We start from the raw sequence: 25,134 nt of genomic DNA on the forward strand, positions 1-25,134 counted from the left end.
TGTCGCCGTCAGGCCGACACCAGCGCCGCGGTGAACCTCTGGACGTCGCCGGCAGAGGCGCAGTTCCAGTCCTCCTGCGCCTTCGGGTCTCCGACCGGGGCGAAGGGGCAATAGACCAGCACGTCGCCGCGCCAGACCGATGGCGCGGCCAGCATGGACCGGCGCGGCAGGGTGCCGGCCTTCCAGTCTGGATCAAGCCGCGCGGCACCAGCCTCGCCAAGCGCGCGGATCACCGTGTCGGGGCTGTGCGCGCCCTCCACGGTCCAGCGATTGTCCCATGTGTCGCGGGTGCTTACGGCGGGCGGGGTGGCTGCGGCCTCGCGCCCGATGCGAAGCTGGGCGGCCTCGGCGCCGATAGCGCACCCGGCCAGCGTCGCCGGTCCCGGATCGCCGGTCCAGTCGCGGTTGACCATACGCATCAAAGCCGCGCCGCGGGGGGCATGCTGTGCAGCCGTGTGGAACCGCAGCGCCGCCGTAAGGGTGCGGCGGCGGAACTCGGCGGTCAGCTGCGACCACGCGCCGAGGTCGATCACAATATCGGGACCATCAAGGCGCCAATGCCCTGAAAGGCGATGCAGCAATTCCTCGCCGATGTCGCGGCGGGTCGCGGCAAGGTTGCCTATGGATTGGGCAATCGAGGCGTCCGGCAGGTCGAGCGCCGCCAAGGCCGCGCGGATTCGCGCGCGGTCATACGAGGTGTCGCTGTTCGTCGGATCCTCTGCCCAGTCCACGCCGCGCGCCCGCAGGTCGTCGCGCAGCGCTTCGCGCGACGCGCCAAGCAAGGGGCGGTGGAAGGCGACGCCGTCCCGGTCGAACACCGGGCGCATGCCGCACAAACCGTCAAGGCCAGCGCCGCGCGACAGGCCCATGAAGAAGCTCTCGACATTGTCGTCGCGGGTGTGGCCGAGCGCGCAGGTCATCAGTCCTTCGGCGCGGCACCATTCGGCCAGCGCGGCATAGCGACCTACGCGCGCGGCTTCCGACAGGTTGCCGTCGCCGTCCCAGCGCCAGTTGAGCGTGGCATGGCGGACCCCGAGCCTGTCGCAGATGCCTGCGACCATGCGCGCCTCGTCGGTCGCCTCGGGGCGCAGGCCGTGGTCGACGGTCAGCGCCGCGGCCACGAGACCCCGGTCGTGCAGCAGATGCAGCAATGCGAGGGAGTCACCGCCGCCCGAGACCGCGACGGCCATTGGGGTGGATTGGGAGAACGCCGCGAGATGCGCCTCGAGCGCCGCCCCGGCGGGCTGGGTCACTGGCAGGCCAGCGACTGCGACCGGGCGACGGCGTTCTCGGCCTGCGCCGTGCCGGGGAAACGCTGGCCGACCTGAGCAAGCATCACGCAGGCTTCCTCGACCTGACCCAGTTCCCCCAGCGAGACGCCGAGGTTCAGCAACGAGGCCGGGGCACGGGTGCCGTCCGGGCTGCTTTTGAAGCTGTCGAGGAAAGCGCGCGCCGCACCTGCGGTGTCGCCGGTGGACCGCAAAGCCTCGCCCCGCAGGTAATGCGCTTCGGCGTTCAGTGGGCCGCCGGGGTAGGTGTCGGTAAAGCCACGGAACAACTGCGCCGCCTGCGCGAATTCGCCTGCGTCATAGGCCGCCTTCGCGTTGTCGAAGTCGGTCTGCTCGCTCATCGCAAGCTCGCCGCCGCCGGTGGTCGGCTCGCCGGTCGGAGCGGCGGGCAGGGTGGCGTCGACCTGAGGAGCCGCCGCCGGTCCGGTTTCAACCCCGCCAAGCGTCGAGGTCTCGCCCAATGTGCCGATGTCGCAATCGGCCTCCAGCTCGCACAGGCGGAATTCCAGGTCGCCGATGCGGTTGGTGCCGTCGGTGACCACGCGGTTGACCTTCATTTCCATCTGCTCGGCCTCGGCCGTCAGGCGCTGAAGCTCTGCCTCGATCCGGTCAAGCCGTTCGATGGCCGTGGCGCCGCCAAGCGCCACGTTGGGGTTTCCGGTGGTCGACAGTTCGCGCTTCAGACGCTGGATCTCGACATACAGGATCGACAGCTCCTGCCGGATATCCGCCAGGGTGCTGTCCTGCGCCGCCGCCGGAACAGCCGCCAACAGCGACAGGGCCAGCAATCCCGCTTTCGTCACGCGCTTCACGTCGTTTCCTCCGTCAGTCCGGTCAGACGCCCGTGCCGACCGCCAGAACGGTCACGGCACGGCGGTTCTTCTGGTAACACGCCTCTTCCGAACAGATCTCCAGCGGGCGTTCCTTGCCGTAAGAGATGGTCTGCAGGCGGTTCGCCGCAACCCCTTGCGAGATCAGGTACTCGCGAACAGAGTTCGCGCGCCGTTCGCCGAGGTTGAAGTTGTAGACCCGCGTGCCCTGCTCGTCGGCGTGGCCTTCGATGGTGGCGGTGTATTCGGGGTTCGCGTTCAGCCACTCGGCCTGACGCGCAAGGATCGCCGTCGCGGTCGGGTTCAGGGTGCTCTGGTCGACCTCGAACAGCACGCGGTCGCCGACCGTTGCGGTGAAGTAGGCCGGAGACGCCGGGTTCGACGGATCGCCCGCGTTCGGGTTGTTCGGATCGTAGGCGTCGGGGTTGGTCAGCGGGTCGTCGCCCGCGCCATAACCGTAGGGCTCGTTCTGCGAACAGGCCGCAACGGCGGCCAGCGCCAGCGCGCCGATGGCAATCCGGAAGGGGGTCATTTGGTCATGCCTCGTTGGGTCATTGGGTGCTCGATGCCATTATCCTAGCATCTCGCACGGGGATTGGGAATCTCTGGCGTTTACTGCAGCAACGGCGACCACGCGGGGTCCGACGCGGCGCCGTCAAGCGGGACCCGGCGCAGGTTGCGGCCCGAGATGTCGACCGAGTACAGCGACGGCGCACCGCTGGCACCCTGGCTTTCGCGGGTGAACATGATCACCCGGCCATTCGGCGACCAGCTGGGGCTTTCGTCGAGGAACGAGGCGGTCAGCAGCCGTTCCTCGGACCCGTCGGTGCGCATCACGCCGATGTGGAAGCGGCCGTTGTTCTGCTTCACGAAGGCGATCATGTCACCTCGCGGCGACCAGACGGGCGCACCGTATCGGCCCGCGCCCGAGCTGATCCGCGTCGCCTCGCCGCCCGAGGCCGGCATGACGTACAGCTGCTGGGTGCCCGAACGGTCGCTTTCGAACACGATGAACCGGCCGTCCGGCGACATGCTGGGCGAGGTCTCGATCGACGGAGCAGAGGTCAGCTGGCGGGTCTGGCCGCTGGCCATGTTCAGCTCGTACAGGTCCGAGTTGCCGCCACGCGCCAGCGAGTAGATCACGCGGCTGCCGTCGGGGCTGAAGGCTGCGCCGACCGACATGGCCCCGGCTTCGTTTTCAAGCACACGACGCTGCACGGTGTTCACGTCTAGCACGTGGATACGAGGGCTGCCCGTTTCGTAGCTGGTGTACAGCACCCGGTTGCCGTCGGGCGAGAAGCGCGGCGCAAGCACGATGGAATTGCTGTCGGTCAGGTATTCGAGGTTCGCGCCGTCGTAATCCATGATCCCAAGGCGGGTGCGGCGGTCGTCCTTCGGGCCGGTCTGGCTGACGAAGACGACGCGGCTGTCGAAATACGCGCCTTCGCCGGTGATGCGGGAATAGACCGCGTCCGCCACCTTGTGCGACATGCGCCGCCAGCTGTCCTGGCTGGCCACGAATTGCAGGCCGTCGCCCATCTGGCTTTCGGCGAACACGTCGAACAGGCGGAACTTCACGATGACCTGGTTGCCCTGGATCGAAACCGCTCCGGTGATCAGCGCCTGCGCGTTGATCGCTTTCCAGTCGGAATATTGCACCGGGCTTTGGAAGCTGGTGACACCCGAGATGTAGGCGCCCTGCGGGATCTCGCGGAACAGGCCGGTATTGGTCAGGTCGGCGGACACGACACGGGTGATCTGGGCGGCCATCGCCTCGGCTCCGGGCGTCTCGGCCACGAAAATCGGCGCCGCGAAGGGCAGCGGTTCGATCACACCCTCGGTGATCTCGATCCGAAGGGGCCCCGGGCTTTGCGCCGCGGCGGGGGTCAGGCCGGTGAGTGCCAGAAGGATGGTCAGCACGATCAGGCGGGTCATTTGATCCTCGTCGTCTCCGGTTGGGTCCGCGTCATCCGCGGTGCGGCAGCGCCGCAGGGTACAGTGTAGCCCGGTTGCGCCTTTTGCACAGCGGCGCGCCTTTGGCTGGGCAGGGGAGTGCCGGAAGCGCGGTTCATCGCAGTCGCATCCCTTCCGGGTTGAACGTCATCTCGATATCGCGCCAGTGCTCGTACTTCGCTTCGGGCAGCGGGAAGCCCCGCGCGCCGCAGCGGATGATGGCGCGTCGGGCCGCTTCATAGGCTTGCGTGACGCTTTGATCCGACCCGCCCTCGGAGGAAATCAGGCGGATTGAGTTGCTGTCCGGCGTGCCATCGCGATTCATCGAAACGCCGACGATCACGGTCGTTCGCAGAGCATCGGTCGAGGACGCGCCGAGGTTCCAGCATTGCTGGACGGCAACGCGCAGCCCTTCGCGTTCGCTGTTGTTCAACGGCGGACCGGCGGGCGTACTGCTGGCCGGCGGTGCAGACGGCGCTTCGGAAACCGCGTCGGCCACGGCGCCGGCAATGGCGTCGGCCAGTGGGTCGGCGTCGGGCGCAGGCGTTTCGGCCGGGGCCTCTTCCGGAGTTTCAGACTGCGTTTCCGCAGGCGGTTCCGGGGCGTCCGTCACCTCGACGGGTTCCTCGACGGCCTCGGTCTCCGGCGCGGGGGCAGGCGGCGGGGCAGGGCGCGCGGTCGGGGCCGGGGAACTTGCCGGTGCGCGGTTCGCTTCGGTCGCGATCTCGGTGGTCGCCTCTTCCGGCGCGGCCTCGGGCTGTTCTTCGGCCTGCTGGTCGCTGTCGGCGTTCTCGTCCACGCGCGGGGCGGGGGTGTCGGCGATCTCGGGCACGTCGGGGGCTTCGGGCACGGGGATCGGCGCAACGCGCGGAATGTCGCGCGGCGCGGCTTCCTCGGCCGGGGGCGTGATGTCGGGGATCGCGGTGTCTTCGACCGGCGGCGCGATTTCTTCGGGCGGAGTATCTGTCACCTCTGCCTCGGGGGCCGGCGGTTCCTCGGCCTCGACCGGGGTATCCTGCGGAGGTTCGGGGACTTCAGGCGCAGGCGGTTCGGGCTGTTCGACGGGCGCTTCGGGTCGCATGGTCGGGGCCGGCGAGTCCTCGACCACCGGTTCTTCCGGTTCCGGCACCGCAACGGTCGCTTCCGGCGCATCGGCCTCGACCTCGGGGCGCTGGAGGGCTGCGAACTCTTCGGCCGAGATCAGCGAGACGTCGGCCGCGTTGAACTCAGGCTCCTCGTCGCGGGGCTGCAACAGCCCGCCGAACATCAGGAAAGCCAACAACAGGCCGTGGCCTGCGCCGGATATGGTTGTCCCAGTGTCCAATTCGCGTCAGCCGCCCGTGGAATCCATGGTCGGGCCACCGGTTTCGGTGACCAGCCCGATGTTCTTGAACCCGCCCGCGTTCAGCGCGCCCATCAGTTCGGCGACCCGCGCGTAGGGAATGTTGCCGTCGGCCCGCAGGAAGATCTTGTTGCTGGTCCGCTCTGCCGCGATCGCGCGCAGGCGACCGATCAGCTCGTCCCGCGCGATTTCGGTGGTCTGGATCATGATCGTGCCTTCGGCGTCGATGGTCACCGTCAGCGGCTCCTCCTGATCGACCGGCAGCGCCTCGGCCGCCGTCTCGGGCAGCTCGATCGGCACGCCGACGGTCAGCAGCGGCGCGGACACCATGAAGATGATCAGCAGCACCAGCATGACGTCCACGAACGGCGTCACGTTGATCTCGGACATCGCGGCCGAGTGGCCACGGCGCACGCGCCGCCCGCGGCGCTTGCCGCCACCGCCGCCCTTGATGACCCCGGCACCCATGTCAGGCGCCCAGCTGGCGGCTGAGGATGGTCGAGAATTCGTCGGCGAAGCTTTCGTAGCCCGCGACGATCTTGTCGCTGTCGGCGGACAGCTTGTTGTAGGCGACGACCGCCGGGATGGCCGCAAGCAGGCCAAGGCCGGTCGCAAGCAGCGCCTCGGCGATACCGGGCGCCACGACGGCAAGCGAGGTGTTCTGCTGGCCCGCGATCTCGATGAACGAGTTCATGATGCCCCAGACCGTACCGAACAGGCCGACGAACGGAGCGGTCGAGCCAACCGTTGCAAGGAAGGGCAGGCCGGCGGTCAGGTCTTCGGCTTCCTTGTTGATGGCGACATCCATGGACCGGTCGATCCGGGCCTGCGCACCTGCGATAAGCCCGCCGTCCTGCCGGTGGCTGCGGCGCCACTCCAGCATGCCGGCGGCGAAAATCTTCTCGGACGCGCCGTCCGGGGCGGTCCCGATCTGGTCGTACAGTTCGTCCAGCGGCTCGCCGGACCAGAATGCCCCGTCGAACGCCGCTTGCTCGTTGCGGGCGGCGCGATAGGCGATGGCCTTGCGGATGATGATCGCCCAACCCCAAAAGGAGGCCGCGAGCAGAAGGATCATCACCATCTGCACGACAAAAGACGCGCGCCAGAACAGCGCGAAGAAGGAAAAATCGGCTTCCATAGGTCCTGCTCTTTGTTCGGCCCGGGTTGTCAGGCTCTTTCTTGCCTTCGTCCTTACCGGATTATCAGGTCAAAATCCAGAATCAGTGGAAGGTGAAAACACGAGCGCGTGTTCAAGGCAGAAGTTGGCGAAGAACCGCCGGAAGCCGGGCCGGCCGCCCGGCGGCGGTCAGCGCAACAAGCGTTACTTTGGCGGAAAACAACAGTGTTTCTTCACGTTTCACGTCCTGTTGCAACACAAGCCGGGCGGCGGTGACCTCGACCGGCGCGGTCTCGACCGTCAGCGTGTCGCCGAAATGCGCGGGCGCAAGGTAATCCGCCTCGACCCGGCGGACCGCGAACACGGTGCCCGAGTCTGCCTTCAGCGCGCGCTGGTCGATGCCAAGCCCCTCGACCAGTTCGGTCCGGGCCCGTTCGATGAACTTCAGGTAATTCGCGTAGTAGACGATGCCGGCAAGGTCAGTGTCTTCATAGTAGACGCGGACGGGAAAGCTGTGGGTCATGGGGTCCTCAAACCCTGTCGGGATCGCGCGGCGCTGGCCCGTGGGTGTGTTCCCACAGATGCCCCAGCCGCCCGGCGCCGCGCAAGGTGGTCTCGAAGAACGCGCCGCGCATGGTTTCGTGAACGATCGGTAAATCGTGCGGATGGCCCGCGGGCAGGGCAAGACAATCGCCTGCCGTGACGTCGTGGTGCGTGTCGCCCACGACGCCGACCGCAGAGCCTTCGAGGACGAACCAGTATTCGTCATAGTCGTGATAATGCCGGTCCATTCGTGTCCGCTTTGGATAATCGACCGGGTCGCCCGCGTCGGTGGCGTCGGGGTCGTCCATCACGGTCCATATGCCACAGCCCGCGACATGGTCGCCCCACGTTCCGCAAAGCCACAGGAATTCCGCGTCGTTGGTGGTCGCGGTGGCCGTCAGGCTGTCAAGCGTTTCGGGCAGGTCCAGATATTGCCCGGCCCGCAGCACCGCGCTTTGCGGGCCGGTCCCGACCTGACACCGCCCGCGCGTCATCAACAGCCGCGCCCGCACGTCCGAACGGATAACCGTCGCCGTGTGTCCAAGTGACGGGGCATGGCGCGCGAAGCTTCGAAGCTCGCACCAGTCCGGCGGGGTGTCGTTGCAGGTAAACCGGGTCATGCGGGGGTGGTAGCATCGCGGCGGCGGACCGGGCAATCGCTGGTCTATGCTCCCGCGACCATCCTTGCATACAGCCGCAACGCATGGCTCGGATCGTTCGCCACCGCGGGCATCACCGGATCGTAGCCCGCCGCGATCACGCCAGCGATTTCCGGATGCAGGATCACCTTGCCGCCCGCCACCGCCAGCGGAGACCGTTCGGAGAAGGCGGTGTCGGACCACAGAAGCACCGACTGGGCAACCTGGCTTAGCGCCAGTTCGTCCGCAGGCACAGCCGACATCGCGGCATCCATCCGCAGGAACACAAAGCACGCCTTCACCGCGCCGTCCGCGTCGAAGCGGAACACGCGGTACTGGTTCGCGTCCGCCGCGACAAGGCGTGCGACCAGCGGTTCAAGCCCTTCGATCATCCGCCCAAGGTCGGGGACCTGCAGCAGTTCCTCCCACTCGCGGAAGAAGAAGAACATCAGGTTCGCGCCAAGTTCCGGGTCGGTCTCGGCCATCTTGTGACCGGCCAACGCCACCACGGCCTCGCACGCGCCTTTGACCACCTCCAGCGTCGCGTCCTCGACGCCGAAGACGATGGGCGCGATGGGGCGGCCCCAGCGCGCGAACAGGTAGGATCCGTCAGAGCGGGTGAAGAGGGCGGCGATGGCTTCGGGCGTCATGTCCATGGCGCGGGGCTAGCGCGACGGGCGCGGGACGGCAAGCCCGCGAGGCGGCGCAACGGCTATTCGAAGAGGTCGGTTTGTCCCGGAGCTTTCGGCGCGTCGAGGCCAAGGTGCGCCCATGCCTTCGCCGCCAGCATCCGCCCGCGCGGGGTGCGCTGGATCAGCCCTTGTTGCAGCAGGTAGGGTTCGATGACCTCTTCGATCGCGTCCCGGCTTTCGCTGAGCGCGGCGCTGATCGTCTCGACCCCCACCGGGCCGCCGCCGTAGTTCTCGGCGATCATCCGAAGGTAACGCCGGTCCGCACCATCCAGACCAAGGTGGTCGACGCCCAGCCGGGTCAAGGCTCCGTCGGCGATCTGCTGACCGATGCGGCCGTCCCCTTCGACCACGGCGAAGTCGACCACGCGGCGCAGGAGGCGTCCGGCGATCCGGGGCGTGCCGCGCGCGCGCTTGGCGATCTCGGACACGCCTTTCGCGTCGGCGTCGATCCCCAGAAGGCGTGCGCCGCGCGCGACGATCTCGGCCAGTTCGCCCGGCGTGTAGAATTGCAGCCGGACCGGGATCCCGAAGCGATCCCGAAGCGGCGTCGTCAGCAGGCCAAGCCGCGTCGTCGCGCCGACAAGCGTGAAGGGCTGCAATTCGATCCGAACGGTCCGCGCGGCCGGGCCTTCGCCGATCACGAGGTCCAGCTCGAAATCCTCCATCGCGGGGTACAGCACTTCTTCGACGACCGGGTTCAGCCGGTGGATCTCGTCGATGAACAGCACGTCATTGCGTTCGAGGTTGGTCAGGATCGCCGCCAGATCGCCCGCCTTCGCCAGCACCGGGCCAGACGTCATGCGGAAGTTCACGCCCAATTCACGCGCGATGATCTGCGCCAGCGTCGTCTTGCCCAGACCGGGCGGGCCGTGGAACAGGGCGTGGTCCATGGCCTCGCCCCGTCTACGGGCGCTTTCGATGAACACGCGCAGGTTCGCCCGCGCCTCGGCCTGCCCGATGAACTCGGACAGCCCCTGCGGCCGCAACGCGCGGTCGACATCCTCGGGCCGGCGGTCTGGGCGCAGGGTGGGATCGGGTTCGCTCATCGCCTCAGCCCTTCGGTGCCAGCAGTTTCAGGGCGGCGCGGATCAGGCCTGCGGTCTCGGTCTCGTCCTGCGCGGCTTCGGCAACGGCTCCGGCGGCTTCGCCGGGCGCGTAGCCGAGGTTGGTGAGGGCGCTCAACGCTTCGGCCTGCGCCGCGGCGGCGCCAGAGGCGCGTTTGGGAGCGGGACGATGCGCCTTCGTCCCCGCTGGCTCGATCACTTCCGCCAGTTCGGTGGTGCCGGACGGGACGGCGCCGCCCATGGCCATCACCGTGTGGGCCTTGTCTTTCAGCTCGTTCACCACGCGCTGCGCGATCTTCGGCCCGACGCCGGGCGCCGCCTTGATCGCGTTCCAGTCGCCAAGAGAGATCGCGCGGCTGACGCCATCGGGGCCCAGCGTGCCAAGGATCGCCATCGAGGCCTTCGCGCCGATGCCTTGCACCGACATCAGCATGCGGTGCCATTCCTTTTCCAGGGGTGTGGTGAAACCGAATAGCTGCAGCAAGTCCTCTCGCACCAGCAGGTCGGTATAAAGCGCCACCGCCTCGCCGGGGCCGGGCAGGGCGGCGAGGGTTCGTTCCGAGACGTGGACGACATAGCCGACTCCACCGACGTCGATCAGCACATGGTCGGTTCCGCGATAGTCGAGCCGCCCGGCGATGCGCCCGATCATGCGGCGCCCCGTGCGGTTTTGGCGTCCGACATGCGCAGCGCGGCCTCCAGCCGGCCCGAGGACCGGGCGTGGTGCGCATGGCAAAGTGCGATGGCAAGGGCGTCGGCAGCATCGGGGCCGCTGATCTCGACACCGGGCAGTTGCAGGCGAACCATGTGGTCGATCTGTTGCTTGGCGGCATGGCCGACGCCGACCACCGTCTTCTTCACCTGGTTCGGGGCGTACTCGCCGACCGCCAGCCCAGCCTGCGCCGGGACCAAAAGCGCAATGGCGCGGGCCTGGCCCAGCTTCAGGGTGCCGGCGCTGTCCTTGTTGACGAAGGTATGTTCGACCGCCGCCGTGTCTGGCGCGAACCGCCCCAGAACCTCGGTCAGTTGCTCGTGCAGGCTAAGCAGGCGGGTCGCCAGTTCGTCGCCGCCCTCGGATCGGCAGACGCCGTTTGCGACATGCGAAATCCGTGTTCCGGCCACGTCGATGATTCCCCAGCCCATCATTCGAAGGCCCGGGTCGATCCCCAAAACACGCATCTGCCTAACCTGCTCGCTCATTTGTTTGTGAAAACTTAGCACGAAACGCGAACATTCGCCAAGCCCGGTTCAGAACGTCGGGTCACAATGTGGACGCTTTCGTTGCCTGAAATCGTCGCCCGGAATGTCGTTTGCGACACTTGCCGGCCCTCGGTAATCGTATAAATAACAGGCTGTTAACAAATCGCCCAAGATATGTGCATGGTGCATGGCATCCATGCAAAAAACTGTCTTGCTCGGTCTCTTCGCGATCTCTAACTGCCGACGGACGACGCATGATGCGCCGCTGAAAAGTGCAGCCTTAGAGGAGATCGCTGATGGCTCTTTATGATACCGCCCGCCCGACCGTCGACGGTCGCCCCGCCATGCGCCCGAACGGCCTGTTCGGCCAGTTCGTCGGCATTTTCGCCGCTTGGAACGACACCCGCGTGACCCGCAATGCGCTGTCGCGCCTGTCGGATCACGAGTTGGACGATCTTGGTCTGCACCGCGGCGACATCGATACGATTTCGCGTCGCGGCCGGTACTGACACCGACGGCATTCCCGGCGGGATCGAAAGGTCATTCGCCGGGTCGGAATAAACGAAGGGCCACGTTCCGGAAATTGGAACGTGGCCCTTTTTTCGCTCTCTGTGGCCCCCACCTTCTCAGAGAGCGAACCTGATTGTATCCACAACCTTCTTGGACACGGGATCCAACGCCATAGCCCCCGCGGCGATGCGTCCGAACGTGCCGCTTTCCGCCAGATCGTGCCGCTTCTCCGCATAGGCCACCGGGCCCATCTGGAGGAACAGGAAGATCTTGAACGCGAAAATCGCGAGCATGAATTGCAGGAACTTTCCCACCGGGAACGTGCGGCGGTACTTTTTCCGACGGGCAAGTTCGAGACCGTCATGGTTGAAACTTTCAACCGAGTGGTCGTGGCGGTTCAGGACAGCGTGTTTCATGGTTCACTAGCAGCAGATAACATTTACAGGGGTCGAACGCGGCAGCGTCGCTCGACAAAGGCAAAATCTTGTCGAAATGGGGCGAAAATGTGGCAACCAGAGCGTGTTGCCCGAATCCGGACGCATTTACACGCATAGCGGGAATTTAACGAATTTATAAGGAAACAGTTTAAAAGTTACCTGAAAACTGTTCGCTACAATTGCGGATAATCGGCGATTGACCCAATGACTCGCCTCTTGGAAATGGGGCGAAAAAAAGACCGCGACACTTGCGTGGCGCGGTCCAGTCCGAACGAAGAGTCTACTCCTCGGGAGTATTCGTGAATTCCTGTCGCATCGCTGCAGAGCCGGATCTGGCGTCCGGCTTGGTCTGCGGGCCTCCTCTGCCCGTGTCCGGCGTCGCGGCGGAATGCTGCGGTTGCGACCGTGTTGTGCGCTACATTGAATTCAAATGTGGCCAGAATTTGACGCAAACCCCAGGCGGGCGGAATTCCGCCCTAATCCTGTCAGCCGCGACGCAGAATCAGGGTCGTCCAGTCAACGATCTCTTCTCGGTTCTCGGCATTGAAGCCGTTCCGGGAATAAACCTCGATAACCTCGTCGGCCTGCTCGTTCAGGATGCCTGAAAGGATCGCGACGCCGCCGGGGGCGGTGGCCTTTGCGATAGAGGGCGAAAGCTCGATCAGCGGGCCCTTCAGGATATTCGCGAAGATCAGGTCGTAGGGCGCGGCGGCCGCCAGCGCCGGGTGATCGAGCCCCGCGGCCTCGTGGCAGGCAACGGCGCCGGCCATGTCATTGGCGGCAAGGTTCGCCTCGGCCACCTCGACGGCGACGGCGTCGATATCGCTGGCCAGAACCTCGGCGTCGGGGAAGGCGCGCTTGGCGGCCATTGCGAGAACGGCGGTGCCGCACCCGAGGTCCAAAGCGGTTTTCGGGGCGAGGCCTGCGTCGATCAGCCGGTCGAACGCGCGAAGGCAGCCCAGCGTTGTTCCGTGGTGCCCGGTGCCGAAGGCCATCGCGGCCTCGATCAGCAGAGCGATCGAGCCATCGGGGATCTTGTCGGCGTCGTGGCTGCCGTAGACGAAGAAGCGCCCGGCGACGACAGGCGCCAGTTCGCGGCGGACCTTGGCGACCCAGTCGGTTTCCGGCAGTTCCGAGATCGCGAATTCGCCCGCTCCGAACGCGGCGGACAACAGGGCGAGGCTGGCCTCGTCGGGCTGTTCGACGAAATAGCCGCCGACCTCCCACAGGCCCGAGCCGTCTTCGACCTCGAAGACACCGACGCCTGTCGGTTCCGGCTCCAGCCGTTCCATAGCTTCGCCAAGCGCCTCGGCGCGGTCCTTGCCCTTGAGGGTCGTCAATGCGGTCCAGGTGGTCATGGCGCCCTATAGCGGCAGCGCAGTCCCCTCCGCAAGCGGCGATCAGATGGGCCGCGCCGGGACGCCCGCAACCTTGCCGTTCGCCGGAACGTCGCGGCTGACCACGGCTCCGGCGGCGATCAGTGCGCCGTCTCCGATGGTGATGCCCGGAAGGATCACGGCACGGCCGCTGATCCAGACGTCGGCCCCGATGATGACGGGCAGGGCACGTTCCAGGCCCTCGGCCCGTTTGTCGGCGTCGTGGTGGTGGTCGGCGCAGTAAATATGCACGCCGGGGCCCAGCAACGTGCGCTCCCCGATTTCGACGCGCGCGGTGTCCAGAATGGTGCAGAACGCGTTGAGATAGGCCCCGTCGCCGATGTGGATGTTCACGCCATACGCACAGTGAAACGGTGCTTCGATCATCGCGCCTTCGCCGAACCCGCCCAGCAGACCGCGAAGACGCGGGCCACAGGCTCCGCGCTGGCCGGGGTCCATCGCAGAATGCTCGCTGACCGCCCTGCGGGCCGCGGCGCGCAGGGCTTCCAGTTCGTCCGTCAGACAGGAATACCAGGCGCCATCCTCGACGCCCGGCAACGCGTTCATCAGGCGCCGGTCCCGATCGGGCAGGTCACGCCCGTGCCGCCCAGCCCGCAATAGCCGCCGGGGTTCTTGGCGAGGTACTGCTGGTGATAATCCTCGGCATAATAGAACTCGGGCGCCGGCAGGATCTCGGTCGTGATGCCACCAAAGCCCGCCTTGGAAAGGCGCGGGGCGAAGTCGGCCTTCGTGCGTTCGGCCGCGGTCTTCTGCGCCTCGGTGAAATAATAGATGCCGGACCGGTATTGGGTGCCCATGTCGTTGCCCTGACGCATGCCCTGCGTCGGGTCGTGGCCCTCCCAGAACACCTGTAGCAGTTCGTCGTAGCTGATCACCTTCGGGTCGTAGATCACCCGCACCACTTCGTTGTGGCCGGTCATACCGGTGCAGACCTCTTCATAGGTCGGGTTCGGCGTGATCCCGGCGGCATAGCCCGCCATGGACAGCCACACACCTTCGGTTTGCCAGAACTTGCGCTCGACGCCCCAGAAACAGCCCATTCCGAAGATCGCTTCTTCCATGCCTTCGGGCACGGGCGATTTCAGGTCGCGGCCGTTGATGAAGTGGGTCTTCGCCGTCGGGATCGGGTTGGGCCGGCCCGGCAGCGCGTCGGCCTCGGTCACCATTTCGGTCTTCTTGCGCTTCAGCGTGAACATGCGTGTCTCCCTTCCTGGGTATCCCGCCCAATATAGGGCACGAGACGCGCGGCTGCTACTCTGCCGGGGCGGCGAGGGGGGTGGCGAACACCGTCTCGTGACCGGGCGCGGGATAGCGCGGGATCATCAGGGCAAGGCACAGCGAGGTGACGGCCATGCAGGCCGCCAGCACAAAGACGCCGCCCGGCGATACGATCCAGAGATAGCCAAGCAGCGCCGGCAGGAAGACCGCTGCGATATGGTTGATCGTAAAGGCGACGGCGGCGGTGGGGGCGATGTCGCCGGGGTCGGCGATTTTCTGGAAGTACGTCTTCAGCGCGAAGGCGAGGGCGAAGAAAATGTGGTCGATCACGTACAGCGTCGCTGCCAGAACCACGCCCCAGCCGAACCAGTAGATGCCGCCGTAGGCAAGGAACACGATGGTCAGCCCGACGTACTCGAAAGTCAGCGCGCGCCGCTCGCCCCAGCGTGCGACGGCGCGGCCCATCAGCGGCGCGAACAGCATGTTGGCAAGGAAGTTGATCAGGAACAGCGCCGTGACCTCGTGTACCTCGAAGCCGAAGCGTTCCACCATCATGAAGGCCGCGAAGACGACGAAGATCTGCCTCCGCGCGCCGGACATGAATTGCAGCGCGTAGTACAGCCAGTACCGGCGGCGCAGCACCATCTTCTTGATCTGCGGGTTCGGCGCTTCGAACTGCGGGTAGGCGAAGAAGCAGAACACAGCGATCAGCGCCGTCACGCCGCCCGAGGCGAGGTAGACGAAATTGTACGACAGATCGAAGGTCTTCCACGTCAGCACCAGCAACCCGTAGGCCAACAGCGACGCGCCGGACCCGATGCCGACGATCCAGCCCAGCAACTGCGGCGCCTTGCCCTTTTCGATCCACTGAAGCTGCAACGACTGGTTCACCGTCTCGAAATAGTGGAACCCGATCGAACTGAGCATGGTGATCGTCAGGATGCCGCCGAGGCTGGGAAACCAAGCCGTCACGGCGGTCGATACGCCCAGCATCAAAAGAGCGACGACGCCCAGCACCTGCTCGCGCATGAACAGGATCAGGGCGATGACGCCGACGGCGAAAAAGCCGGGGATCTCGCGCACAGTGTGAAGCCAGCCGATCTCGACCCCGGTGAAGTCCGCCACCTCGATGACGAAGTTGTTCAAAAGCGCCGACCACGTCGCGAACGCGATGGGCATGGCGAAGGCCATCAGGAACAACAGAGAAACGGGTCGCTGCCAAACGGGCAGGTCGCGGGCGTCCGCGAGGGGAAGGATGCGCATGGCACGTTTCTTAGGAGCATTCCCGCAGCTTGGCGAGAGGGATTCGTGCTGCAGCGCGGCGTCAATTAGGCAGGCGTTAATTAGGAAAGGGCGCGCGCTGCATGCTCGGCGATCTTCTCTGCCTCGAACGCGGACTGCCGTAACTGACCGTTCGGCGAGGCGTGGTACGAGCAGAAGTAAAGCCCCGCACGCCCGCTTGGGCCGCCCGAGACTTTCGGACGCCCCGCCGCGTCCAACACGTCCGGCACGTCTGGCAGGAAGGCGCTGAGGTCGACGCGATAGCCGGTCGCGGTGATCAGCGAGTCGTAGGCGCCTTCGGTGCCATCGGCGAAACACACGCTGGCCCCGTCGAACCGTTCGATCCCCGGGTGTACCGCGACCCGCCCCGCCTTGATCGCCGCCAGAACGCCCACGTCGATCATCGGAACGCGCCCGTCCTCGACGACCTGCCGCACAGGCCCTTTCGCGGCTTTCCGCAGCCCGTAATCCTCGGGTCGGCCCACCAAAGTCTCGATCACCGGCGCGGTCATTCGGTCGGCGGCAGCCGGTCCCAGCGCGCGGCGCAGAAGGCTAAGCGACGTCACGGGGATGCCAAGGATCTCTTGCGGGACGATGTTCACAGGGCTTCTGACGGACAGGCCGGTGACGATGCCCGCGCCCGACAGGTCAGTGGCTATGTCGGCGCCGGAGTTGCCGAAGCCCACCACCAGCACGCGCCGGTCTATGAAGCGGTGCGGGTTGCGGTATTCGGACGCGTGCATCACCGGGCCGGGAAAGCTGTCTAGGCCGGGCCAGCCGGGCCGGTTCGGTTGGCCATTCAGCCCGGTTGCGAAGACCACCACCTCTGCGACGTCGTCGCCATGCTCGTGGCGGACGACCCAGCCGCCATTCTCGGGATCGACGCGGTCCACGGCAAAGCCAAGGCGAACGTCCAGATCGAAGGTCTGCGCGTAGGTCTCAAGATAGGACGCGACATCGGCCCGCGACGGGTACTTCCCGGCGCTGCGCGGGATCGGCAGGCCCGGCAGACCCGAGCGGCCCCGCGAGGTGTGAAGCTTGAGGCTGTCGTAATGGGTGTGCCACGCCGAGCCGACGCGATCGTCGCGTTCCAGCACGGCGACCTCGAACCCCGCCTTCTGCAGGCAGACCGCCGTGGCAAGACCCGAGGGGCCAGCGCCGATGACGATCGCGTTGCGCGTCATGTCAGACGGTCACGGGGATCATCGTCCCCTGCAACATCGCCACGTGGGTACTGTCCTGCCCGGCATCCGCCCAGACATCGGCGGCCACGACGATCAGGCGCTTTTCCGGTTTGATCACCCGGCCCTCCGCGCGCAGGCGGTCGCCTTTCGCCGGGGCCAGCAGGTTGATCTTCATTTCAACGGTCAGAACCTCGTCGTGCTCGTTCAGAAGGGTCAGCGCCGAGTATCCCGCCGCGCTGTCTCCGATACCAAAGCTGACGGCGGCATGAGCGAAGCCGTGCTGCTGGGTTGCGGTTTCGAGGATCGGCGTGGTGATCGTGACGCGGCCCAGACCGATGTCGCCGATCTCGGCGCCGAAGGTTGCCATCAGGCTTTGCCGCGCGAAGCTGTCGCGCACCTTCGCAGCGTATCCGTCGAAACGCGGTTTCACGAGCACCGACCCGGCATCGGGATTTCAGCCGTGAACGGGCCGGTCAGGATCGCCAGCGCCTCGGGGCGCATCAGCCCGGCCAGCGCGGGCGCGTCGGTGCGCAGGCCGCCGGTGTACGTGCCGAAGGCGGGCAGGATCACCCGGTCGCTGTCATACAGGAAGCAGGGCCGCGTCACGGCGCGGCCACGGGCGTTCAGCGTCGCTTTGGGGTGGTAATGGCCCGAGACCTCTCCGCTGGCGCCGGGGCGCGCGATATGCCGGAAGCTGAGCGGCGCGTGCTGAAGCTCGGCCAGATGGGTGCCGCCGATGCTGACGGGGCCGGGATCGTGGTTGCCTTCGATCCAGACCCAGCGACGGCCCGCCATCAGGCGGTTCAGCCACTCGACCGCCTCGACGTCCAGCCCGTCCCGCGCGGCGCCGTCGTCGAAGCTGTCACCAAGGCAGATCACGCTGCGCGGATCCAGCCACTCGATCTCGGCATCCAGCCGCGCAAGGGTATCATGCGTCTCGTAAGGGGGCAGCAGGCTGCCGCCGCGCCGGGCGATGCGCTCCGATTTGCCAAGGTGCAAATCCGAGACAACGAGCAACCGCTGCTCCGGCCACCAAAGCGCGCCGGTGCTACGGGCGATCAGCTCGGTACCCGCCAGAGTGAACGTCTGTTCGTTCTGTAATTGTTCTGCTCGCATGCGCCAAGATAGACTCTGCCGAATGGCAGTCGTCAATAGGGCACACGCCAGCCGCGGCGGGGATTTGCCGTTTCGCTCTCGCCAAGCCCCGCGTCCTGCATCAGGCGCTCTGCTTCCTCGGCGACAAGGCGGTCGGTGGCCATGCCGTGAATGGGTACCTTGCCGACCTCAAGGAACATCGGCGCGGCCAGCGGGGTCACTCGGTCCAGCGTTACGTGGTCGATGCGCCCGCGCGTCCGGTCGAGCATTTCCTCGATGCGCCCGAAGTCGACAAGGCCCTTCAGCGCCTCTTCCTTCGTGATGTCGAGAAGCAGGTGATCAGGGTCATAGCGGCGAAGCGTGTCGTACAGGATGTCGGACGAGAACGTCGCCTGCTTGCCGGTCTTGCGCTGGCCGCCGGTCTGCCGGTCGATCAGCCCAGCGATCACCGCGCTGGCCTTGAAGGTCCGTTTCATCACGGCATTGCCACCCAGCCACGTGTCGAACGCCTCGCGCAGGTCGCCGGGCTCGAACAGCGGGGCGGGGTCGTCAAGCCGGTCGAGGCCCCAGATCAGCACGGCATAATCGGTCGAGACGAAACCCAGCGGATGCAGACCCAGAACCTCCATGCGCTGGGTCAGCAGCAGACCAAGCGTCTGCATCGCGTTGCGTCCCGCGAAGCCGTAGATGCAGGTATGCTCGCGGCCGTCCCAAGGAAAGCTCTCGACCAGCAGGCGGTCGGCCTCCGGCATCTTCGAGACCTCGCGCTGCAGGGCCAGCCAATCGGCGGTGTGGTCTGGAAGCTCGGGCCAGCTGTCTTGCTGGAACATGCGCAGGATGCGGTGCGACAGTTGGGTGGAGGTCGCGAACTTCGTTCCCATGAAGGCCGCGACGCGGGGCTTCGAGTGATTGGTCCGCGTGACCTCGACCGTCGTTTCGCGCAGGCCCTCGTACCGGACGATCCGCCCGGCCATCAGAAAGGTGTCGCCCTTGGTGAGCGTGGCGGCAAAGCCCTCTTCGATCTCGCCCAAGGGCTTGCCCTGGCCGCGCATGCGGACCTTCACCAGTTCGCTGTCCTGAATGGTGCCGATGTTCATTCGGATCTGCCGCGCCGCGCGCGGGTCGCGCAGCGCCCACGTCCCGTCGGGCGCCTGCTTCAGCCGCTGCCAGCGATCATAGGCCCGCAGCGCGTAACCGCCCGTGGCCACGAAATCGAGGCAGGCGTCGAACTCTGGCCGGGTCAGGGCGGCGTAGGGTCCGGCGGTGGTGACTTCGGCGTACAGCGCATCCGCGTCGATCGGGCCGGCGCAGGCGGCGATCAGGACCTGCTGGCACAACACGTCGCGCGGACCGGGGCCGCGCGGGTCGCCGTCGAGGTCTCGCGCCTTCGCCGCTTCCAGCGCCGCGACGCATTCGACGACCTCGAACCGGTTGGCGGGCACCAGCAGCGCCTTGGAGGGCGCGTTGTATCGGTGGTTGGCCCGCCCGATCCTCTGGATCAGCCGCTTCACGTTCTTCGGCGCGCCGACCTGAATGATCAGGTCCACGTCGCCCCAGTCGATGCCAAGATCAAGCGTGCCGGTGCAGACGATGGCCCGCAGTTCGCCGGCCACCATTGCGGCTTCGACCTTCTGGCGCTGCTCGCGGGCAAGGCTGCCGTGGTGGATACCGATGGGCAGATCCTCGTCATTCGCCAGCCAGAGGTTGTGAAAGAAGATCTCGGCCTGCGCGCGGGTGTTGTGGAAGATCAACGTGGTCTTGTGCTTCTTGACCTGCTCCAGCACAGCCGGGATCGCATAGGCGCCGCCGCCGCCCGCCCATGGTGGTTTTTCCTCGGTCTCCAGCATGCGGATGTCCGCATCGGGGCCGGGGTCGGCATAGAGGATTTCGCAAGGGTCGGGGTGACGGGCAAGGAAGCGCGCCAGCGCGGGCGGGTCCTCGACCGTCGCCGACAGGCCAACGCGGCGCAGTCCGGGGCAAAGCGACTGCAGCCGCGCCAGCCCAAGCATCAGCTGATCGCCGCGCTTCGATTCCGCCAGCGCGTGGATCTCGTCGACGATCACCCGCTTCAGCCCGGCGAACATGCGCGGCGCGTCCTCGTAGCTGAGCAGCAGGGCAAGGCTTTCCGGCGTGGTCAGCAGGATATGCGGCGGGTCGGCGCGCTGGCGTTTCTTCGCGGTGGCCGAAGTGTCGCCGGTGCGATCCTCGATCCGGATCGGCAGCCGCATCTCGGCCACGGGAGTCGACAGGTTGCGGCGGATGTCGGCGGCCAGCGCCTTGAGCGGCGAGACATACAGCGTGTGCAGCCCCTGGTGCCCGCCATCCGCCAGTTCCGCCAGCGTCGGCAGGAACCCGGCCAGCGTCTTGCCGCCCCCGGTCGGCGCAACCAGCATCAAGGCGGGCGCGTCGGCGCGCTCCAGCATTGCCTGCTGGTGCGGGTGAACGGTCCATCCCCTAGAGGCGAACCAGTCGGTAAAGGCGAGGGGCAGGGCGGCCATGACGCCAGAGATAGGGCAGGCACCGGGGTCGGGGAAGGGGCGACCGGGTGTGCCTAGAAGAGCGCCTGTTTCAGCGGAAGCTTCACCGTCTCGGGAAAGCCGGCGGCAAGATCGTCCCAGAACCTGCCGTGCAGCACCTCGGGGAAGACGTGCCCGTCAGGCAGCGCACCGCGCGTGAACCAAGCGGCGTCCGATATGGACTCGTCCTCTGCGGGGTTGGCGGTCACGTCGATCTCGCCCGAGACATAATCGGCGACGTACCAGAACTTCACCATCCGCCCGTGGCTGTCGATCAATTCGTCGATGTAGGCGAGATGGCGCGCCCGGGCGCGGATGCCGGTTTCTTCGAAGCATTCGCGCTCGGCGGTATGCGCCAGTTCTTCGGCGCCCTCGGCGCCACCGCCCGGCGGCGCCCAGAAATCGTATCGGCCGGGTTTGAAGTGCCGGGCGAGCAGCAAGGCCTCGCCCCGCAATACCATCGCCCCGGCCGAGATCCGGTGCGTCACGCGCGCTGCCTCAGGAGGCGCACTTGCGCGCGAGACCCTCGGCGATCTGGTTCACTTCGTCGGCAAAGCGGTCAGGGCCCACGGCCCATGCTTCGTCCGCCCATGACACGAAGCGTTCCAGCAGCGGCTTGAACGTCTTGCGTTCTTCCTCGGTCCAGCTGGACAGGAATTCGCCCATCACGAGGTACTTGAACCGCCGTACCGCATCGACGATGGCGTGGCCACGGTCCGTGAGTTCGACAATGGTGCGGCGCGCATCGGTCTGGCTGACAGCGCGACGGGCGAGACCCTTGCCGATCAGGTCCGACACCATGCGCGAGGCGCGCGACGGGTCGATGTTCAGCCGCTGTGCGACGGTGGCCACCATCGTTTCCGGCTCGCGATCCTTGCCGAATTCCTTCGACGGCGCCCAGATCGCGATCAGCACGTCCAGTTGCGGCAGGTCGATTTCCGAATCCAGCCCAAAGGCCTGCAACGCGGCGCGTCCCAGTTCGCGTTTGTTTACGCGCCGACGCCAAGCCTGCAGCGAGGCGTCGATATCCAGCGCATCTTCCGTGACGCTGCGCTCGATTCCCGCGGACGCGAGAAACTCCGCGATGACTTCATCCCGAGACGGTATGGTCTTGCCCTCCAGATCTGATCCCGCCCCTATCATACGGCGGAAATGTCTTTTTACAAATACATGCTATTGACATATATTTGTCTTCGGCACAAATATGGACGCAACACGAAGGCATCAAGGGTGCGACTCGCACCAATTCTCGGCCTTCGGCCATATTTCTTGAGGAAAACCACGTGTCACAGGATTTGCATACGCATCCTGACGGCGTGGACCGAGCGAAACTGAAGCTGACCTTCCTGGCCGTCGTTTCGGTCCTCCTTCTGGCCTCTCTCGGTCAGACCGTCGTCACCACCGCCCTGCCGATCATCGTCGGCGAACTGGGCGGGCTCGATCAGATTACATGGGTCATCACCGCCTACCTGATGGCGGCGACCGTCGGCGCGCCTGTCTTCGGCAAGCTGGGCGACCTTTATGGCCGCAAGCGCGTGCTGCAGATCGGCATCGGCGTCTTTCTGGTGGGCTCGCTGCTGTCCGCCGCAGCCGGCACCATCTGGATGCTGGTGCTGGGCCGCTTCGTTCAGGGCCTTGGCGGCGGCGGCCTGATCGTCGTCTCGATGGCCACGGTCGCCGACGTCGTCCCGCCGCGCCAGCGTGGCCGCTACCAGGGTATCCTTGGCAGCGTCTTCGGTTTCTCGACGGTCATCGGCCCGCTGGCCGGTGGTTTCATCGTCCAGCATTTCCACTGGAGCTGGATGTTCCTTCTGAACATCCCCCTTGGCCTTCTGGCCTTCACCATTCTCGCCATCGTGCTGGAGTCGCTCCCGCCGCGCCGGAAACCGGTCATCGACTATGCCGGCGCGGGACTATTGGCGGCAACCCTCTCCCTTGCTGTCGTCATCGCCAGCATCGGTGGCAATCCCGTCCCCTGGACGAGCCCGGTGATGTTGGCCCTGTATGCGGCGCTGGCCGTCGCGTTCGGGGCCTTCATCACCGCGGAATACCGCGCGAAGGAACCGGTGCTGCCGCTGCAGTTGTTCCGGATCAACAACTTCGTGGTGTCGAACACGGTCGGCACGATCATCGGCGTCGCCATGTTCGGAACGATCACCTTCGTGCCGATGTTCATGCAGGTCGTGAAGGGCCTTTCGCCGGCGGCGTCGGGTCTGTTCATCTTCCCGATGATGCTGGGCATGATCACTGCCTCGACGCTGTCGGGCATCTTCATGTCGCGCACCGGGCGCTACCGCATCCTGCCGGTCTTCTCGACCCTGCTGCTGGCGGTGGCGATGGGCGCCTTGTCGACCCTGTCGCCGTCCACGCCAAACTGGATGATCGTCGTCTGCGTGCTTGCGGCGGGGATCGGCATCGGTCCGGTGATGGGGGTCGGCGTGACCGCGATCCAGAACTCGGTGCCGGGCCACATGGTCGGCGTCGGAACGGCAAGCGCCAACATGTTCCGCCTGATCGGCGGCTCGCTGGGAACCGCGCTGTTCGGGGCGATCTTCGCCCACGGCCTGACGCGAGAGCTTGGCTCGGCGCTGGGCGGGGCCAACCCGCGCGGGCTGACGGCTCAGGCGATTGCGGCCATGGATCCGGAACTTCAGGCGCAGGTCGGTCTGGGTATCGCCCACGCCCTGCAACCAGTGTTCCTGATCGGCGCGGTGATGGCCTGCCTGGCCTGCCTTGTGGCGCTGTTGATGGTTGAACTGCCGCTGTCGGACCGCGTGCCCGACCGCAATTCGGACGAGCCGGCCGCGGTGCCGGCGGAGTAGGGCGGAGGAGCCCTGACGAGCGCCGCCCGTTCGAGGAAGGTCCGGGCGCCGCGTTCGTGGAACAAGGGGGCATGCTCGGGCCCCCTTGTTTCATTTCTGGACCCGCGACTGCGGGCTGCCGGGTCAGGCCTTGGCGGCGATGACCGTGATCTCGACGATCATGTTCGGCGCGGCAAGGTTCGCCTGACCGCAGGCGCGGGCCGGAGCGGCGCCCGAGGGCAGCCAAGCGTCCCACACCGTGTTCATGTCGTTGAAGTCGCGCATGTCGGCGAGCCAGATGATCGCCTGAAGCAGGTGGCTTTTGTCCGAACCGGCTTCGGCCAGCAGCGCGTCGATCTTGTCCAGGCAGTCCTGCGTCTGGGTCTTGATGTCGGCGCCGGCGGTGCCGACTTGGCCGGCCAGATAGACGGTGTCGCCATGCGTCACGATCTGGCTCATGCGGTCGTTGGTGTGTTTGCGTTCGATCTCGGCCATGTCGGTCCTCGGAGTTCGGGTTTCTGTCCGCGGCGATCTAGACGCGGGTCCGAGGCAAGGTCCAGAGCGGATGGATGGAAAAGCGAAGGACGGGCAGGGGCGAATGCCGCCCCGGCCTTACTTCACGATCTTCTCGTCCTTCACAAACATGTTCGCCCAAGCGCGATCGATCAATTCGGGGGTCATCTGATAGGGGATGCCCTCGAACTCGCAGATGGCGATCATCTGGTCGATCAGGAAGATCGGCTGATAGTTCGCATAGACGTTGTCGATCGTCGGGTACTTGTTCTTGATCAGGTGCACGAGGGTTTTCTCGTCCAGCGGCATCTTCTTCTTTTTCGCGACGAGCGCGAAGATTTTGAGGAAATCCTTCTGGCTCGGCCCATCGATCTTGATCTTGAAGAAGATCCGGCGAAGGGCCGCCTTGTCGAAGATCTCGTTCGGGTGGAAGTTGGTCGAGAAGATCACCAGCGTGTCGAACGGAACCTCGAACTTCTCGCCCGATTGCAGGGCAAGGATGTCCTTCGATTCTTCCAGCGGCACGATCCAGCGGTTGATCAGCGCCTGTGGCGGTTCCTTCTGGCGGCCAAGGTCGTCGACGATGAATACGCCGCCGGTGGACTTCAGCTGCAACGGCGCCTGATAGGTGCGCGAGGTCGCGTTGTAGACAAGGTCGAGCATGTCCAGCGAAAGTTCACCGCCGGTGATCACGGTCGGGCGTTCGCACAGCACATAGCGGCGGTCATAGCGGTTCGACACCCGGCGCAGTTGGGTCGGGTCGTCTACCAGCTCTTCGGCGACAGTGTGGACGATCGGGTCGTAAACGGTGATTACCTGACCCGAGTAGAACACGGCGCGCGGCACGAAGATCGTGTCGCCCAACGCATCGCGGATGCCGTTCGAGATCGAGGATTTACCGTTGCCCGGCGGGCCGTACATCAGGATCGAGCGGCCCGAACCGACCGCCGGGCCAAGCTGATCGATCAGCGTCGGCGGCAGGATCAGGTGGCCCATCGCGCCGGTCAGCTGGTCGCGCGACATGTGGATGTTGCGGATCGACTGGCGTTTGACCTGCGTGCCGTAGTCCTCCAGCGGGACGGGCATGGCGCCGTAATATTCCGACTGCGACAGCGCATCCAGCGCGCGGGCCTTGCCGGCATCGGCCAGCTGATATCCCATCTCGCCGCCCGAGGTGGCGTGCAACGTGCCCGTAGCCTCGACAAGGCGCTGGGTGCGGCAGAGGTCTACCAGTTCCTGCGTGACCTGCACCGGCAGCGCAAGGACGCGCGCAAGCTCGGTCACCTGCTCGAGATTGCGGCGGAACATGGTCTTCAGCAGGATGTCCCGCATCACCACGGTCGGCAGTCCGGTGTCCTCGAGGCTCTTCGGCGCCGGGGGTGCCATCACCGGGGCGGCTTGCATGTTCATCGACTGCTCTCCAACGATCTTCTTCGGCGGCCTGATCCTGCCGGGTGTTCCGGCCGCGACCCTTGACAGGTTGACTTGGTTGGTTTTCTGACAGGTTACTGTGG

The 25,134-nt window shown here is 66.0% G+C and carries 28 protein-coding genes; 2 read left to right on the forward strand and 26 right to left on the reverse strand.

The genetic code is table 11. The annotated features are described in order from the left end of the window. Nucleotides 1-8: 8 nt before the first annotated feature. From tilS to ruvC, 13 genes are all read right to left on the reverse strand, one after another. The gene (gene tilS / locus ACP156_RS14715; RefSeq protein ID WP_425052114.1) at nt 9-1,253 is read right to left on the reverse strand and encodes a tRNA lysidine(34) synthetase TilS; all 1,245 of its coding nucleotides are present in this window, start codon (nt 1,251-1,253) and stop codon (nt 9-11) included. Continuing rightward, a complete protein-coding gene (gene ybgF, locus ACP156_RS14720; protein WP_425052115.1) occupies nt 1,250-2,101 on the reverse strand; it encodes a tol-pal system protein YbgF in 852 nt (283 codons plus the stop codon). The genes tilS and ybgF overlap by 4 nt, the downstream gene beginning before the upstream one ends. Before the next feature lie 22 nt (nt 2,102-2,123). Next, nucleotides 2,124-2,651 carry a peptidoglycan-associated lipoprotein Pal gene (gene pal / locus ACP156_RS14725; protein WP_425052116.1) on the reverse strand — a complete coding sequence of 176 codons (528 nt, stop codon included), beginning with the start codon at nt 2,649-2,651 and terminating at the stop codon, nt 2,124-2,126. A gap of 80 nt (nt 2,652-2,731) precedes the next feature. Beyond that, nucleotides 2,732-4,054: a Tol-Pal system beta propeller repeat protein TolB gene (gene tolB, locus ACP156_RS14730; RefSeq protein ID WP_425052117.1), complete on the reverse strand. Its 1,323-nt coding sequence runs from the start codon at nt 4,052-4,054 to the stop codon at nt 2,732-2,734. Nucleotides 4,055-4,187: 133 nt separating this feature from the next. Further along, nucleotides 4,188-5,354 carry an energy transducer TonB gene (locus tag ACP156_RS14735; RefSeq protein ID WP_425052118.1) on the reverse strand — a complete coding sequence of 389 codons (1,167 nt, stop codon included), beginning with the start codon at nt 5,352-5,354 and terminating at the stop codon, nt 4,188-4,190. Nucleotides 5,355-5,402: 48 nt separating this feature from the next. Beyond that, nucleotides 5,403-5,882 (reverse strand): protein TolR, encoded by a 480-nt coding sequence (gene tolR / locus ACP156_RS14740; RefSeq protein ID WP_425052119.1) that lies wholly within the window; start codon nt 5,880-5,882, stop codon nt 5,403-5,405. Between the two features lies 1 nt (nt 5,883). Next, nucleotides 5,884-6,552: a protein TolQ gene (gene tolQ / locus ACP156_RS14745; RefSeq protein ID WP_425052120.1), complete on the reverse strand. Its 669-nt coding sequence runs from the start codon at nt 6,550-6,552 to the stop codon at nt 5,884-5,886. Between the two features lie 112 nt (nt 6,553-6,664). After that, nucleotides 6,665-7,054 (reverse strand): tol-pal system-associated acyl-CoA thioesterase, encoded by a 390-nt coding sequence (gene ybgC / locus ACP156_RS14750; protein WP_425052121.1) that lies wholly within the window; start codon nt 7,052-7,054, stop codon nt 6,665-6,667. A gap of 7 nt (nt 7,055-7,061) precedes the next feature. Next, nucleotides 7,062-7,694, reverse strand: a complete 633-nt coding sequence (locus ACP156_RS14755; RefSeq protein WP_425052122.1) for a cupin domain-containing protein — start codon at nt 7,692-7,694, stop codon at nt 7,062-7,064. Between the two features lie 44 nt (nt 7,695-7,738). Next, complete coding sequence (locus ACP156_RS14760; RefSeq protein WP_425052840.1) at nt 7,739-8,362, reverse strand: hypothetical protein; 624 nt, start codon at nt 8,360-8,362, stop codon at nt 7,739-7,741. Nucleotides 8,363-8,424: 62 nt separating this feature from the next. Continuing rightward, the gene (ruvB, locus tag ACP156_RS14765) at nt 8,425-9,450 is read right to left on the reverse strand and encodes a Holliday junction branch migration DNA helicase RuvB (protein ID WP_425052123.1); all 1,026 of its coding nucleotides are present in this window, start codon (nt 9,448-9,450) and stop codon (nt 8,425-8,427) included. Between the two features lie 4 nt (nt 9,451-9,454). After that, nucleotides 9,455-10,120 carry a Holliday junction branch migration protein RuvA gene (gene ruvA / locus ACP156_RS14770; RefSeq protein ID WP_425052124.1) on the reverse strand — a complete coding sequence of 222 codons (666 nt, stop codon included), beginning with the start codon at nt 10,118-10,120 and terminating at the stop codon, nt 9,455-9,457. After that, complete coding sequence (gene ruvC / locus ACP156_RS14775) at nt 10,117-10,647, reverse strand: crossover junction endodeoxyribonuclease RuvC (protein ID WP_425052841.1); 531 nt, start codon at nt 10,645-10,647, stop codon at nt 10,117-10,119. The genes ruvA and ruvC overlap by 4 nt, the downstream gene beginning before the upstream one ends. A gap of 365 nt (nt 10,648-11,012) precedes the next feature. Here ruvC and ACP156_RS14780 point away from each other — a divergent pair, with 365 nt between their 5' ends. After that, on the forward strand, nt 11,013-11,177 hold the full coding sequence (locus tag ACP156_RS14780) for a DUF1127 domain-containing protein (RefSeq protein WP_425052842.1): 165 nt from the start codon (nt 11,013-11,015) through the stop codon (nt 11,175-11,177). A 117-nt stretch (nt 11,178-11,294) separates the two neighbouring features. Here the strand turns inward: ACP156_RS14780 and ACP156_RS14785 are convergent, their stop codons facing one another. The 11 genes from ACP156_RS14785 to ACP156_RS14835 all read right to left on the reverse strand — a co-directional run bounded on the left by ACP156_RS14785 (nt 11,295) and on the right by ACP156_RS14835 (nt 21,449). Continuing rightward, a complete protein-coding gene (locus tag ACP156_RS14785) occupies nt 11,295-11,594 on the reverse strand; it encodes a hypothetical protein (protein ID WP_425052125.1) in 300 nt (99 codons plus the stop codon). A gap of 506 nt (nt 11,595-12,100) precedes the next feature. After that, nucleotides 12,101-12,973 carry a 50S ribosomal protein L11 methyltransferase gene (locus tag ACP156_RS14790; RefSeq protein WP_425052126.1) on the reverse strand — a complete coding sequence of 291 codons (873 nt, stop codon included), beginning with the start codon at nt 12,971-12,973 and terminating at the stop codon, nt 12,101-12,103. Between the two features lie 42 nt (nt 12,974-13,015). Then, complete coding sequence (locus tag ACP156_RS14795; protein ID WP_425052127.1) at nt 13,016-13,558, reverse strand: sugar O-acetyltransferase; 543 nt, start codon at nt 13,556-13,558, stop codon at nt 13,016-13,018. Continuing rightward, nucleotides 13,558-14,208 (reverse strand): peptide-methionine (S)-S-oxide reductase MsrA, encoded by a 651-nt coding sequence (gene msrA, locus ACP156_RS14800; protein ID WP_425052128.1) that lies wholly within the window; start codon nt 14,206-14,208, stop codon nt 13,558-13,560. The genes ACP156_RS14795 and msrA overlap by 1 nt, the downstream gene beginning before the upstream one ends. Nucleotides 14,209-14,263: 55 nt before the next feature. Then, the gene (locus ACP156_RS14805) at nt 14,264-15,493 is read right to left on the reverse strand and encodes an MFS transporter (protein ID WP_425052129.1); all 1,230 of its coding nucleotides are present in this window, start codon (nt 15,491-15,493) and stop codon (nt 14,264-14,266) included. 80 nt (nt 15,494-15,573) lie between these two features. Continuing rightward, a complete protein-coding gene (locus ACP156_RS14810; protein ID WP_425052130.1) occupies nt 15,574-16,695 on the reverse strand; it encodes a flavin-containing monooxygenase in 1,122 nt (373 codons plus the stop codon). A gap of 1 nt (nt 16,696) precedes the next feature. Then, nucleotides 16,697-17,062, reverse strand: coding sequence for a PaaI family thioesterase (locus tag ACP156_RS14815; protein WP_425052843.1), 366 nt, complete (start codon nt 17,060-17,062; stop codon nt 16,697-16,699). 59 nt (nt 17,063-17,121) lie between these two features. Further along, nucleotides 17,122-17,811 carry a ligase-associated DNA damage response endonuclease PdeM gene (pdeM, locus tag ACP156_RS14820; protein ID WP_425052131.1) on the reverse strand — a complete coding sequence of 230 codons (690 nt, stop codon included), beginning with the start codon at nt 17,809-17,811 and terminating at the stop codon, nt 17,122-17,124. A 32-nt stretch (nt 17,812-17,843) separates the two neighbouring features. After that, complete coding sequence (locus tag ACP156_RS14825) at nt 17,844-20,288, reverse strand: ligase-associated DNA damage response DEXH box helicase (protein ID WP_425052132.1); 2,445 nt, start codon at nt 20,286-20,288, stop codon at nt 17,844-17,846. A 53-nt stretch (nt 20,289-20,341) separates the two neighbouring features. Continuing rightward, the gene (locus tag ACP156_RS14830) at nt 20,342-20,794 is read right to left on the reverse strand and encodes an NUDIX domain-containing protein (RefSeq protein WP_425052133.1); all 453 of its coding nucleotides are present in this window, start codon (nt 20,792-20,794) and stop codon (nt 20,342-20,344) included. Nucleotides 20,795-20,804: 10 nt separating this feature from the next. Next, nucleotides 20,805-21,449 carry a MarR family winged helix-turn-helix transcriptional regulator gene (locus ACP156_RS14835; RefSeq protein WP_425052134.1) on the reverse strand — a complete coding sequence of 215 codons (645 nt, stop codon included), beginning with the start codon at nt 21,447-21,449 and terminating at the stop codon, nt 20,805-20,807. 140 nt (nt 21,450-21,589) lie between these two features. Here ACP156_RS14835 and ACP156_RS14840 point away from each other — a divergent pair, with 140 nt between their 5' ends. Then, complete coding sequence (locus ACP156_RS14840; protein WP_425052135.1) at nt 21,590-23,128, forward strand: MDR family MFS transporter; 1,539 nt, start codon at nt 21,590-21,592, stop codon at nt 23,126-23,128. Between the two features lie 123 nt (nt 23,129-23,251). Here the strand turns inward: ACP156_RS14840 and ACP156_RS14845 are convergent, their stop codons facing one another. After that, entirely contained in the window at nt 23,252-23,602 is a 351-nt protein-coding gene (locus ACP156_RS14845; protein WP_425052136.1) for a RidA family protein, read from the reverse strand. Nucleotides 23,603-23,719: 117 nt separating this feature from the next. Further along, on the reverse strand, nt 23,720-25,030 hold the full coding sequence (locus ACP156_RS14850) for an ATPase (RefSeq protein WP_425052137.1): 1,311 nt from the start codon (nt 25,028-25,030) through the stop codon (nt 23,720-23,722). Nucleotides 25,031-25,134 lie beyond the last annotated feature (104 nt).

Source organism: Psychromarinibacter sp. S121, assembly GCF_049801035.1.
GTDB lineage: Bacteria > Pseudomonadota > Alphaproteobacteria > Rhodobacterales > Rhodobacteraceae > Psychromarinibacter.